Below are 13,051 nucleotides of genomic sequence, written 5' to 3' on the forward strand. Positions count from 1 at the left end.
AAGCTTTAAAAAGGAGGAGTTGGGTAGTGTGATCAACCGAATCGGCCGAGCATTGAGTTTTTGAGACGTTCGCAATTGTTGGTACCCGTCAGGAAGAGTTCACACGAGCGGACTGTGTCGCGAGACTGTCGGAAATCCTACAATCTGACGCGAGGTGAGATTCAAGTGCAATTGAATGCTCTTTGTCGGGGTGCCTTCAGTTTGGAATCGTTGTGAGGCAACGGCGACACAGTTCGACCATGCCGTCGAACTGCGCGCGGCGGTCCGTCTCGCTGTGTACAAAGCCGTGAGCATTCGTCCGTCCAATTAAACGTCTCGCAGAAGCGCTATTGAGTGCAGAAGAGGCAGGCGCTCTTGGCAAGCGGGGTAAGCCATGACACCAGGAGCGGGGCGATCCGATCCGCCTCATGCGTGTCAATTTAGCGGGGAGACCGTGGCGAGAGGTGGACGTCCACTTGATGAACAGGAAGCAACGTTCGAGGTGAAGACTGTCGATCGCTCGAGCCAAGTTGTTCGGCAAGGGATTGAGGAGAGAATCGATTGCCAGACGTCATCTTGAATGCGGCCTCCTTATATTGCGATCGACTATGAGCCTCTTAGGCGCGCTCCGCAAAATCGATTGTTTTGATGGAACGCATCCAGGTGACGGATCGGCTGTCTTGTAACAGCGCGGCTTATCGCGGGGAGCGAATGCCCGATGCGATCGCGGCCGAAACACCTGTTGCTTGACCGCGCGGCCAATTTCAGACCGAGTACAGAGAGGGACGCAGCGCGTTCAGCGGCGTAACTCCACCAAAGCCGCCAGCCAGCCGTGAGCTCGTATGTCGTTCGAACTCACAATGTCCAAGGCGCCGGGATGCTCCAACGAGCGCGCACAGGAGGAGGATTGTCCGACATCCTCGCGTCGCCGGAAGTGCATCTTGTCGGAGACCCAACCGCTCTGCCGCTCGACCGGCGAGTTGATCGGGCCGCCGGTCGCCGCATAAGCTTAAGCTGTTCTGCGTGTGCGGAGTTGGTACGCCGCTTCAAGGTCTTTCTTTTGGGAGTTTGGGTGCTTGAAAACCAACGAACCAGCCCAACGGTTTGGCCGAGAGACCATCTACTCATTGCTCTCGCGCTTATAGGGATTTTCTTCTCTGCCGGTGCGGTAGCTTTCCAAGTTTCCGCCCAAGAACAGGCGCTCGGTCTCTTTCGTTGGCGTTCTGCCAAGTGAGCACATCAAATCGACGTCCGCATCGATGTTGTCGTAGTCTTCAGCATTCATTCTGAGCGCAATGCTGCTCATCACGTCGTCTGGCGTCCAGACACTGTGCTTCGGAACAGTGTAGGTGTGCAGTGCGTTCGCATTGTTGGCGATCGCCCTCGCCCAATGATCGCGAGAAACGGCGAGTTTCGCCGGATCTTCGACCAACGATACGAAGGGTGATGTTGTTGTCTTGCCGCGCATATGCCAGCCAGCTTGGCGCGCCCGGTCAATAGGATACCGCTCTGGATGATCTCCAATGGAAGAATGATCCCGAGCCGTGTTGCGAACATGCAATATGGCGCTTGTGTTTTCGTCCGTATGCGGCTTGCAGTCACTATTCTGATTCTGAAAACGCCGCAGTGTGACATAAGACGACCTCACGACGTCGTCAAATACGCCGTCTCGGTCAATGCTAGGTGCGCTCGCCGGTGACCAGCGCGCCGCCTGCTGCACGGCAAGGTCGATCTCATTGCGAAGCACTTCAAGATTGGCACCTGTCAGTGTTGCTGCAAGCTGAGCGCGGGCACTGACAAATGATGGGGCTGGGCAGCTACCGGGTTCCGAGGCGGCCTCGCCTGGCGCAGACGAGGACGTGGCAGTCGCGGAATTTGCCGCTAAGCAGAGTGAAGGCGGCGTCGGGTAGGCCGAATCGAGGTCGTCTATATCCAAGTCATTCAGCTGCTGCTCGAAGCTTGCTTGATCTTCGGAATTGTGTGCCGTTGCGCTGCTCTCGGCGCCAAGCTCATCCTGTTGTCCATGGACGCGGCGCGCCTGCTGTACCACGTTGTGAACCTCAAAGGGAGTGTCCACAGCATTTCGTGGATCAACGTTCATATCTCTCTCCCTTCGAAGTGCCGGATGCCAGCCTAGATTGTTGCAGGCGCAGCTTTCGAGAAGCTGACAGACCAGAGAGGGCGCCATTTAGTTTCAGCTCTTGACGGAGTCGAATTGAGTCAGTCAGCATGGCGAACAGCCAGCCGGAAGGAAGTCGCGCGAAGCGTCGGATCAAAATCGGTGCTGCCGTTTGCCTCCTGGCATTGGTGTTCGATTGGGCTGCTATTGGATGCCTGAGATTGTTCGGATCGGCACGCCAGGACGCGCCCACCACTTCATTGTGGACGCGTGATCTAAGGCAGACAGCCCGTGCACAGCAAGATGGACGAGCCGGTGCTTGAGGTGGCGAAAGGCGCGTTCGTAGATCGTCTACTTATGCAGAGGCGAGAACTACATTCTCTCGCTCGAGAGGCCTGTGGCGGACCAGCGCAACCGGTTTGGTTTGCTGTTTCCAAGCGGACGACGCTGGATCAAGCCGGTCTAGTCGACGCGCGGGAAGCTAAGCCACTTCCGCAAACCTAACATACGAGGTTGTGATGTCGGAATAGCCATTACAACGTCTTGCGCGTCGTTGCGACAGGCTGCTTTGTACGAGCGCGCTTGTTGTCTGGAATCAGCCAAACGCATCGCGAGCATCACGACTTGGAGGCCGCAATCGGCGGTACTTATCGAGGGAGAAGAGCATATGAAGGTTACTGGCCGAGGACTAACGATCCTGTTGTCCTTGCTTTCGGCCGCGAGCGCGCCGGCAAGAGCCGACGACCCCTCGCCGAAATACACTGAAGTACTCAGAGCCCTCCAAGCGGGGAAGAATGTGAAGCTCATCCTCGATATGACCCACTGTACCAACGCGGATGGTGGCAAACCTGCGTCGGCGACGCAGGCCGGTCTGGTCATCAATGCCTTCAGGGTGACCAGCCAGAGCGGCATCAGCTTCGCCAATGCTCATCAAACGGTCGACAGCTCCGGACATGCCGTGACCGAGTACATCCGCCATAGCCTTAGCCGCGAAGGCAAGCTGACGGTGCGAGCCTCCAAACTTGTCGTCGGGACCACCGAACTCGCGAATCAAGGCGAATTCATCTGCGAAGTGCCGGATGGCGCAAAGTTCATCTGGTAACGAAGAGCACAGAGCAGACGGGCGCTTCGTAGACTTGATCCTCCATCGTGTGGACAGCTTCGCCGGGCATGATACGGATCTTTTCGATCGTCAGGACTGCCAGACTCTTTCTAGCCGTCTTTTCGTCAGGGAAGGATCAAGTTGCCTGAACTTGTTGCTCAGCTAACTCATGAATGTCGCCGATCTCCATTCGATCTTTGAGGTGGAAGATCGGCGGCTCATGCAGTCGTCGTATGGGGCTGAGCCAATACCTCTCGGTTGAACGTCCAGATGATCTCGCTACGTCCACGCGCTGCCCGCGGCCCTCGTGAGAACATCATATTTAAGCGGATCCAGCCAGGACCGGCGTTGTTGACGCTCCCCCTCGCCGGGCAGACGGACCGGAGGATTATAGCATGAACGCTGTTTTCGACTTTTCCAAGCATCGGAAAAGGCAAATCACCCTTTCCGGAGCCTGCGTCATCAGCCTTTTGCTCCTGACTTTTTGTACGGATTCGATGCGCTGGCCGTCCGAAAGTCGTCCAGATTCCCACCCAGAAATAGTACCTCACGCTCTTCGGTTGGGGTAGCACTCACCCATGCCAGATCGGGTTCATCATTTTCGGTTCCATCCTCGAGAATACTGACGATGTCTTCCGCCGTCCAAGTTGTGACCCTCGGCACCGTGTAGGTGTGCAACTCATTCGCGTTTTCCGCGATGACTTTGGCGCCAAACTCCTTGTCGTCGTCCGGCGAAACGAGCAGTAGTGAGGCGTCCTCGGACAGTGACACAAAAGGCGAAGAATTGGTATCGCCCCTCATGTGCTCTGCCGCTGCGCGGCCCAGATCTAGTCGTTGGCCTCCCCAGATATTCCAGGGAGCTTGCTCGTAACGCAAAGCCGCCATGGAACGCAAATGGGCCATCGCGCTTTGACGGTCCAACACATGTGGCCTGCAGTGGCTGGCGTGGTTTTGAAAGCGCTGCAGCTCCGTGTATGACGATGCCAACACGTCGTCGTAAACGCGGTCACTGTCGACGCGATAGGCTGACGATCCAGTCGCTCTTGGCCATTGTGCTGATCTTTGCGCAGCGAGTTCGATGTCTCTTCTGAGTTCCGCAAGGTTAGCGCAAGTCAACGTTGCGGCAAGCTGACCGCGCGTTCTCACGAACGATGCAGCCGCGCACCGTTCGTTCTCAGGGATAGCTTGCGCTTTCTTGTTGCCGTCCGTTACCGTCGGGTTCGATCCAGCCGCGGGTGAAGCTAATGATGCGAGGATTGGCTGAGCCTCTCCAAGCCGATGCTCAAAGTCTGCTTGCGCCGTCTCTTCCTGTTGTGGATCGAGGTTATGCATCCGAGCCTCGGATGGGTTGACGTTGTCAAATGGGGCCATTCCGGTCTCCTTTTGTCGGCCTTCAATATCGTCATGCAAAAGTTGATCAGATCAGGAGCAGGAACTGAGACGGGCGCAGTTTGTATAAGATGCACCGGTCTGGTTCTCGAACGTTCGGTGTTGAGGCGTGCGGCAGGCCCCTGACCGGCAATCCAGCTCATGCTTCTCGTCCAGATATTTGTGTTCGAGTCGGGCTCCAGTCCGGATAAAGATGCTGTTATGCTAGAAAGCCTAGCTGTCGAACAGCTGACCAGACCCAATTGCTTGAAGAAAGCCCGTGGCCATTGCGTCTGTGCCGGCGAGCCTGTTGTTTATTGCGGAGCAGAGTTTTGGCGAGATGGGCCATTGTCGCTCTCCGCTTCATGGCAGTACCGTATGAAAGGTTATGGGGAAGCAGCCCGGGGGAGGGCCCGCTTACCGTAAGCTTGAGCCGCATGGGGCAGCCTGCCTGGACTAGCTTGCATCGGCTCCCCGTGAAGGACTTTGAAAAGCTCTTCAAGAAGCTGCTGGGGATACTAACGCCGGATCATGCCGCGGCCATCGGGCTCTGACCGGGCCGCGTGGCATGAAGATCCATTGTTGGGAATACTGATGCGATGGATCGCGTCGGCGCGCCGAGCGTTAGTCGCAAAACAAGCCACGGGGGTGCGACTTCGATCGGCCCAACTCGTTCTCCCATAGATGGACCCGTCGGCTCGCGGAGCAGGCCTAGCCGATCGCGAGCTTTGGCTAACCAGGAGGCCGGCGATCCGCAAGTGTCGAATTGCAATTGATCGATTGCGTGCCCGTAAGGACTGCGGCTCTTGCCCTCCTGCAACCGAAGTCGGAATTTTTGCTTTCAAGGTGGCGTAGCGACCATAATGCGGTTTCTGTCAGCGGGACCGTGTTTGTCAGAATCAGAACATTCTGCGCCCATGTGGAAATTACGCTGCCGATTTAGCTCGACAATTCCGACTGATGCGGCTGGCACGGTTGTTGCTGCCGATGAGGTAAGGCCAGGCTGAGTGCAGAGCTAGGTGAACGATCACTGTTCCGCCCGCAAGCCGCGGGTCCATTCCGAACAAGAAGAAAGACCTAGAATGTTGCGCATTCGGGTTAATGGAGAGTGATGTGGAGTGTCGAAGAGCTGGCGAAAAGAAACACACTTTCGGACATATCAGCGCTGCCAAACAACGGATCAGGGTTGGTGGGTGTGGTAGACAATTGCACCGATTGGCAGTGGACAGGCATGACAAGAATTCGGCTGACGTGGTCAAGCGTCGGCCGCCGCGGACAGCGACATGATAAGAGTCTCGTCGACACGTCGTGTCACCAAATCCCCGGCGAGTTCGCCACAAAGCCCGCAGCCTGCGTCCATGCCAAGCACAAAGAGGTCCTCGTAATCCTGGCAGTACGGAACTCTCGACATGTCGCAAAGGATCGGCGCTGATAGCGAGTGCACCGTGAATGAAGGGGCAGAGCACTACTCAGATCCGAAAGACAAGCTTTCATCAGATGGCGAGTTCGTTCGGTACTGGAGCCGGGCTGCCGACCGGCTGCTGGCGGTTGCTGCTGTTAGGAGGCGAACCGAGGAGGCAATCAGAAGGACCGGGATTGGCTTGCAGCTATCCTCCGAGAACCTTAGCGGTCATGACCTATCAGATTTCCCGCTGCGACGCTGTACCCTCAATCGCGCGCAGCTCTACGGAACAAAGTTGGATCGAGCAGATCTTTCTGAGGCGAACCTTATCTGTCCGGGGCTAGAGCGGGCAAGTTTCATGGGGGCCAAGCTCGATTTTGCCTATATGCATGCGATGGCAGCGCAGGTCTGCAACTTCGATGATGCCAGTCTGCGCAATGTAATCGATGCAACCGGCAGCCTTTTTCACGGTTGCAGCATGAAAAGAACACGCTTTGACAACGCGATGCTCAGCGGGCTCCTCGTTTACCAGTGCGACGCGAGTGATGCTGTATTCGACGGCGCGGAATTACAGGGCTCAACCATCAATGAATGCTTCCTCCCTTCAGCGTCCTTCCGCTTCGCAAAGCTGAGCCAGGTCACGATCACGAAGGCGCATCTGGCGGATTGCTCGTTCTTTCAGTCGAAGGGAGACTGTTTATCGATCGTGCGTCCCATCTCGATCGATGGTCTCGTCCTAGAGGGCGCTCATCTTCCGTATCTGAGACTCTCAAAGGTGAGCGGGCGGATTCGGGCGAGAGCCCTGAGCGCCCCATTCGCTGATCTTCACCTATCAAATCTTGCGGGAGCGGAGCTGGAACAGGCAGACTTGACCGAGGCGCGGCTTCTGTCCGTAGGCCTGTCCGACGCGAACCTCGTGGGTGCCGTGCTTACCGGTGCATCTATTCACTCCTGTCAGCTGAATGGGGCGGATCTATCTAGCGCATCAGGTGAAAGCATTTCGATAACAGAGAGCACAATGCGAGCGGCCAAATTCACCGGTTTTCGCGGCCGCTGCGCCTTTGTGCGCGACTGCGATCTGGAGCATGCGGACCTATCCCAAGCTTACCTCTACAGGTCGATGATCACCGGTGATCCGCCGCAATCAATGGCATTGAATCACGCAAATTTCGAGGGATCAAATCTCGTTCAGGCATATCTCGCCGCGGATATGACCGAAAGTAACCTGGAGGCAACGCGAGCCGCATACGTTCGCATGAACCAATCGTCCCTGCGCGATGCGAACCTGAGTGGGATATCGCCGTTCCAGGCCAGTTTCGTAAAGGTGGACTTTTCGGGCGCTAAGATAACCACTTTCGAGCCACCATTTTTCGCCGACCGTTGTCGGGGACTGCAGGTCGCTCTGGAGGGGCGGCAGCCGCGCGAACCATCAAGCTATCTGGCTGAATTCTCATCGGTGATCAGACGGGGTCGAGAAGGGTCAACCTGACTGCTTCGGAGCTGCAAGAACAGTGCGCGCGAGCTTTGGACAGTTCGTGCGGTGGTCGAGGTGTGAGAGGGCGTAAAACCTCTTTGGTGCTCGTTGGCGTGCGCGGCCCACGAGACGCTGGGCGGCGCGCCTTCCGAGATCCGAACGCGCCACTATTTTGGCGTTCAAAAAGCGGAGTAAGAAGATGCATCTGACAGGTCTTTCCGCAGGCAAGGCGTTCATCCGGGAGGTCGCGAGAACAGGTCAGACGATTGGAACGGTCCACACTCTCGGCGCCCTGCATCTTGGGCATGCAGAGCTGATTAGAAGAGCGGCATTGGAGAATGATGTCGCGATCGTCACAGTGTACCCGAACAAGATCCAGCTTAGACCAGGTGGGAGCTACGATTTCAATTTGGACGATGATATTGGACTTGCCCTACGTTCAGGAGCAACTGCCGTGATTTCGTCGAGCGACACCGAAATGTTCCCGGTCGGCTATCGAACGTATGTATCGCAAGGTGACTGTGATTTGCGTTTAGGGGGGCCTGAAACTTATTTGAAGGAAGCCGTTACTGGAGCAATCCGCTGGATCTGCTATTCGAGGCCAACTCGCAGTTACTTCGGCCTGAAAGATATAGGTCAGGCGATCCTGGTAAAGCGCGCCGTCGCAGACCTGCTTCTCGATTGCGAGATAAGGTTTGTGCCGACCGTGAGATACAAGAACGGAGTGCCCATTTCGTCGCGCTTGAGGCGATTTAACCGTTCCGAGCTTGATGAGCTGTCCTGTCTCTTCACGGCACTCAACCGTTCAAGAGAAGAGATCGCCCGAGGAGCGTCAAGCGTGAAGGATCTGGTCGCGTCGGCGACATCTCGGATAGAGTTTCGACAGTTTAGACTCGAGTTTGTTCGGATTGTCGACGCTGATAATTTCAAAGATTTAGAGCAGGTCAAGCTCCCATTCTTAATTATTGGGGCTGCAATGGCTCATGGCCTCACGGTTTCCGATAGCATCTATGTTCCAGATCAGGATACGCTCCTAAATGGTGCTCAGGATATCTGGATCGATTTGCCTAAGCAGTCGTAGCGAGTCGATTACTCATAGATCTTCGCCCGAAAAAGTAGACGGGGTTAGGTGGCTCTTAGCTCCATGTCGATTGGGGCGATATATGCGAGCGGAATGAAGCCAAGTTCGGTTGTAGGAGCCCTCAATGAAGGCGAAGTTTCGCGCTGGGCTCGCGCGGTAGCGCTCAGATAGCGATCGGGCAGCGCGATGACGTTCGTCGGCGGCCTCTGTTAGGGCGGCGCAGGACGGTGTCACTGGGAAGAACAGGACCTAGCCGCGGCAGCCGGACCAGCTCCTTCGCCGTCAGGGCAACGACAGCCACTATGTTGACGCCGATGCCGTTCCCGGAAGCGGCGAGGCCAGCGGTGGTGACAGCTCTCAGCGATCCATTGAGTAGATGGAGCCGGAAAGTCAATGCGATCCTTACTGCCCGACATGGTAGGGCTGGCTAGCCGCACTTTGAGATAGTCTGTTCGGGTAGCTTGTCACAGCCAAACGCCACGACAGCTCAAACCGGTGAATCGTAAGTTTGGATCCGTAAGCTCTCGCGAACAAAATCTGCGGAGATGTTATGAACAGGCGATTGGAAATCCATAGAGCGGATGATGGATATATTATCCCGCTCAGCGAGCTGGATGTAAGCGAGGGCAAGCGCTTTCAAGACGACAGCATATGGGGTTGCTTCGAGCGGTTGCGAAGAGAAGATCCCGTTCACTACTGTCAAAATAGCGCTCATGGTCCATATTGGTCAATAACGAAATACCGGGATATCGTAGCGGTCGACACAAACCACCACGCGTTTTCGTCACAGCAAGGTGTCACCATTGTCGAGGTGCCTGATAAGCACTGGACCCCAAGTTTCATCAAGATGGGGCCTCCCCAGCACGCCGAGCAGCGCAACACGGTGAGTCCGATCGTCGGGCCGGAAAGCCTGACGAGGCTCGAAACCTTGATCCGCTCTCGGGTCCGGATGATTCTCGATGGCTTGCCGCGTAATGAAGTCTTCAATTGGGTAACCAAGGTCTCCATAGAGTTGACGACGCAAACGCTCGCCACGCTGTTCGACTTCCCATTTGAGGATCGGCGACTCCTGACCTATTGGTCGGACGCAGCTGTTACAACTCCTAAAGCAGGCTATGCCATCGACAGCTGGGACAAGCGAAGCACCATCTTGTCGGAGTGCCTGGACTATTTCACACGGCTTTGGAACGAGCGCATCAATGCCGAGCCACGCCTCGACCTGATTTCCTTGATGGCGCATTCACCCGTCACACGCCATATGGAGCCAACTGAGTTTCTTGGGAACCTCATTCTACTGATCGTAGGCGGCAATGATACCACGCGCAACTCGATTACCGGCGGCCTCCTGTTCATGAGCCAGTACCCCTCCGAACTGCGGAAACTAACTGACAATCCCAAGTTGATCTCGAGCGCCGTGTCTGAGATCATTCGATACCAGACGCCGATCGCACATATGCGCCGCACTGCTGCTATAGACAGCATCGTTGGGGGAAAACCGATCAGGACAGGCGACAAGGTCGTCATGTGGTACATCTCCGGCAATAGAGACGAAGAGGTCATTGAGAACGCCAACAGTTTCGTGATCGACCGCAAGAATGTGCGGCAACACCTCTCGTTCGGATTCGGAATCCATCGCTGTCTTGGCCGACACCTTGCGGAACTGCAGTTGAGAGTCCTCTGGGAAGAGATTTTGGATGGGGGATTGAAGATCAAGGTCGTCGGCGAACCCGAGCGAATTGCATCTAACTTCGTGCACGGCTATTCCGCTCTCCCCGTGCGGATTGAAGCTTAGGCCATGATCGGGACAGTCTCGACCGCCGGTGTGCGGTGGGTGTGGATTGATGTGAACTATCTTGGCTTCTTCAAACTGCGCAGATGAATGGATAGAAGCGAAGGTTCTGTCGGCAGCTATTTATAACCGGGCAGACGTTGAATCGCCCGTGAAGAACGATACGTGAGGCGAATGCTTGGTGCACGCGACTGTCATTTTTCTATAGCTGTCAGTTTTCTATAAGGGGGCGTCTGGCCTGTTCGCGTCTCAGCTGATGACACCGGAACTGACGCGGTTACTCCAGCAGCATGGAAGCTGCGATAGAAGTCGAACACAAGGCCGCATCTTCTTCCTTGCGCATCCGGATGAATGCTCTTGGTCAGCTAGTCGTCAGCCAGTCGGCCTATCCAGACAGGCTGCGCACCCTCAATTATCCGGAGATGAAGCATGAAAGGCATTGGCCGAGCTGGTCCATCAGAGCTTGAGGCCGCGGGAGCCGAAAGCATTAGGGAATCGAGCCGTTCGAGCCCGGAGTCTGGTCTCTTCCCTGGGGAACGCGATCAGTCCTTCGATGCCGTCGTAGGGCGGATACGGTCTGAGCCTGATGTGAGAGCGGCGACGCTTGCGAACCCGCCGCCAACTTCGGACGTAGCGGCGCCAACGAGGGAGGAGATAAAGGCAGCAAAGCGAGAATTGAGCAGCCTGCTTGAGGAACTTGAAGCTTGCCGCCGAGCGGCCGGGCATGCCCGGAACTTGCCGGAGAGACAAGATCTGATGGATCAGGTCGTCAAAGCAGGCGCAACAGTTCTGGCGTACTACGCCAGTCTGCCACCCGATTTGGCGCGCCGAATTCTGCCAAACGATCGGGCTCGCCGGCTCCGCGATGACACTGTGAGGGAGGCTGACGAATGTAATGAAGTGGCGACCCAGATTATCTACGAGCTGGAGGAGAGCAGAAAGAAAGCACAAGGCGTGCTCGACAGCCTCAAAGACATCGCCTCGCCTGCACAGCTGAGCCGCCTGTTTACAAGCGTTGCGAACCACTATGCAGCATGCATGGAGTTGTGGGGAAAGAAGGTGCTGCGCTGTGAGCGGATGCAGTCAGTCTGTGCCGCTACCGCCCACCTTCCAGGCAGCACGCCCGCCATGCGCACGGCCGAAGATGCCGCACTAAGGCATCATACGGGCTGGGCGCTCTTTACGAAGTGCATGTATCTGCAATCGCGGATCGCTCTCGTGGAGCTTTTAGTCAACTCGCAAGCGAGCACGTTGGAACCAGACGTGCGCGACGCCCTCATGGATGAGAGCGGGAGGGTGCGCCTGCTCGGGGCCTTCATCGGAGATGTTTTTCCGGCGTTCGTCTCGACGGCCCAAGCCGTTCTGTACAGCGATGGAGCGGCGCTCGAAGCGGAGCATCGCGCCGTTCTGGAAGGAGTCATGGAACGACTTTCGGAATTTGCATCGGGGCTGAGCGGCATGCTTGACAGCCTGAGGGGGACTGCAACGGAAACTGACCTTCCGTTGCCGTTGCTGGACCAGATCGTGGAAGCTGCGTGGGTGACGGCGAACGAAGTCATGCGGCTGCTGGCATTGCAGCCAAAGACGCAAGCCACGATTGAACCGCCGGCTTGGGCTGCGCTTCCGGATAATATTGGCCCAGCGGGCGGAGGCAGTCCGGCGCGCAGAACGGGCAAAGCAAGGCCCGCAGCAGCCGCAGGAGAGGGGAGTTCGACGGCCAGCCCCGCCACGCCGCAACTCGCTAGGCCCGATGCGGCGACGGCCCCGGCGGGCAAGGTCATCGTGCTCTCGGATCTCGGTACAAAGAAACTCGCCACTCCGGAGCAGGCACGCGCGTCATCCGCTGCGGCCGATAACCTCCAGATGTGGATGGCTCCGCCATCCAGGAAAGCACTGCCGGGATTACTTGAGCGATTGGACCAGCTGCTGCAGTTCGATCTGCCGGCTCAGCAAAGCGCCGCCTCGCAAGCTCGCCACATGAAGCCCGAGGACGCCGAACACGTGTTGGATGTCGTCATCAAGCGCATGCAGACGCAGTCCTCCGAGATTGAGGCCTGTGTAGCCGCGCTGGAGGAGCCTCGCCGGCGAGGCCTGCTCACGCCTGCGCAAGTGCCTGAAGTGCACGAAAAAATAGTCCGGCTGACAAGGATGTGGTCCGAGGTTCAGGGACAGGCAAGCTCATTGAACGCGCGAAAGGCAGCAATCACAAGCGATTGCACGAAGACCTATGCGTTTCCATCGCAAGAATACCTAGAACAGTTGCGGGAAGCGGGAGAACTGGCGTCAGTGGATCCACCGCACGCCTTGAAGGGAGAGCCGGGGACGCTATTCGAAATCAAGCTGCAGCCCAGGGCGCTGCGCAGCGGTGCGATGCCAAGGCCGATGTGGGTGCACATCCATACCAAGCGCCCGGTAAATGCCTGGCAATTGGCAACGCTGGGCGATCGCGAATTCGCCGCTTGCCACGTCAAGTCCGACGAACAGCGCGGCTACAATCGGCACTGGCAGAGCGCTCGAGCCGCCGAGGGGCACGACAATGTCGTGATCCATCGCGGCAGGCTCACTCCTGTGTTCTGCAAGTCCTTGTTAAGCACCGCCGCTGGCCAGCCGTGGCAGCCCCTCCCCGATCCGGAGCACGCTTCAGCGCAGATGGCTCGACTGGGGATCCGGTGAGGTATCGTCTTGCGGCGGTGAGCCATCCGGTGACAGCGCTCATGCCTCCATCGGCTTGGCGGAC

General features: G+C 57.0%; 7 protein-coding genes. 5 read left to right on the forward strand and 2 right to left on the reverse strand.

Annotated features, from left to right (window positions below):
* Positions 1 to 1,099: 1,099 nt before the first annotated feature.
* Positions 1,100 to 2,080 carry a hypothetical protein gene (locus AB7008_RS07780; RefSeq protein WP_014497925.1) on the reverse strand — a complete coding sequence of 327 codons (981 nt, stop codon included), beginning with the start codon at positions 2,078 to 2,080 and terminating at the stop codon, positions 1,100 to 1,102.
* Between the two features lie 685 nt (positions 2,081 to 2,765).
* On the opposite strand from AB7008_RS07780, the gene AB7008_RS07785 reads away from it, so the two are divergent.
* Positions 2,766 to 3,200: a VirK family protein gene (locus AB7008_RS07785; protein WP_011084653.1), complete on the forward strand. Its 435-nt coding sequence runs from the start codon at positions 2,766 to 2,768 to the stop codon at positions 3,198 to 3,200.
* Between the two features lie 462 nt (positions 3,201 to 3,662).
* On the opposite strand, the gene AB7008_RS07790 is transcribed toward AB7008_RS07785, so the two are convergent.
* Positions 3,663 to 4,571: a hypothetical protein gene (locus AB7008_RS07790; RefSeq protein WP_014497924.1), complete on the reverse strand. Its 909-nt coding sequence runs from the start codon at positions 4,569 to 4,571 to the stop codon at positions 3,663 to 3,665.
* 1,406 nt (positions 4,572 to 5,977) lie between these two features.
* Here AB7008_RS07790 and AB7008_RS07795 point away from each other — a divergent pair.
* The 4 genes from AB7008_RS07795 to AB7008_RS07810 all read left to right on the forward strand — a co-directional run bounded on the left by AB7008_RS07795 (position 5,978) and on the right by AB7008_RS07810 (position 12,987).
* Complete coding sequence (locus tag AB7008_RS07795; RefSeq protein WP_011084657.1) at positions 5,978 to 7,459, forward strand: pentapeptide repeat-containing protein; 1,482 nt, start codon at positions 5,978 to 5,980, stop codon at positions 7,457 to 7,459.
* A 184-nt stretch (positions 7,460 to 7,643) separates the two neighbouring features.
* Complete coding sequence (locus tag AB7008_RS07800; protein WP_011084658.1) at positions 7,644 to 8,525, forward strand: pantoate--beta-alanine ligase; 882 nt, start codon at positions 7,644 to 7,646, stop codon at positions 8,523 to 8,525.
* Positions 8,526 to 9,075: 550 nt separating this feature from the next.
* A complete protein-coding gene (locus AB7008_RS07805) occupies positions 9,076 to 10,317 on the forward strand; it encodes a cytochrome P450 (protein ID WP_011084659.1) in 1,242 nt (413 codons plus the stop codon).
* 426 nt (positions 10,318 to 10,743) lie between these two features.
* Positions 10,744 to 12,987, forward strand: coding sequence for a hypothetical protein (locus AB7008_RS07810; RefSeq protein ID WP_011084660.1), 2,244 nt, complete (start codon positions 10,744 to 10,746; stop codon positions 12,985 to 12,987).
* The last annotated feature ends 64 nt before the right edge of the window (positions 12,988 to 13,051 follow it).

The sequence above is a fragment of the Bradyrhizobium sp. 521_C7_N1_3 genome (assembly GCF_052075975.1).
Classification (GTDB): domain Bacteria; phylum Pseudomonadota; class Alphaproteobacteria; order Rhizobiales; family Xanthobacteraceae; genus Bradyrhizobium; species Bradyrhizobium japonicum.

Coding starts and splice junctions, on each gene's coding strand:
- AB7008_RS07780 (WP_014497925.1), bottom strand. CDS start 2,080: ATGAACGTTGATCCACGAAATGCTGTGGACACTCCCTTTGAGGTTCAC.
- AB7008_RS07785 (WP_011084653.1), top strand. CDS start 2,766: ATGAAGGTTACTGGCCGAGGACTAACGATCCTGTTGTCCTTGCTTTCG.
- AB7008_RS07790 (WP_014497924.1), bottom strand. CDS start 4,571: ATGGCCCCATTTGACAACGTCAACCCATCCGAGGCTCGGATGCATAAC.
- AB7008_RS07795 (WP_011084657.1), top strand. CDS start 5,978: ATGTCGCAAAGGATCGGCGCTGATAGCGAGTGCACCGTGAATGAAGGG.
- AB7008_RS07800 (WP_011084658.1), top strand. CDS start 7,644: ATGCATCTGACAGGTCTTTCCGCAGGCAAGGCGTTCATCCGGGAGGTC.
- AB7008_RS07805 (WP_011084659.1), top strand. CDS start 9,076: ATGAACAGGCGATTGGAAATCCATAGAGCGGATGATGGATATATTATC.
- AB7008_RS07810 (WP_011084660.1), top strand. CDS start 10,744: ATGAAAGGCATTGGCCGAGCTGGTCCATCAGAGCTTGAGGCCGCGGGA.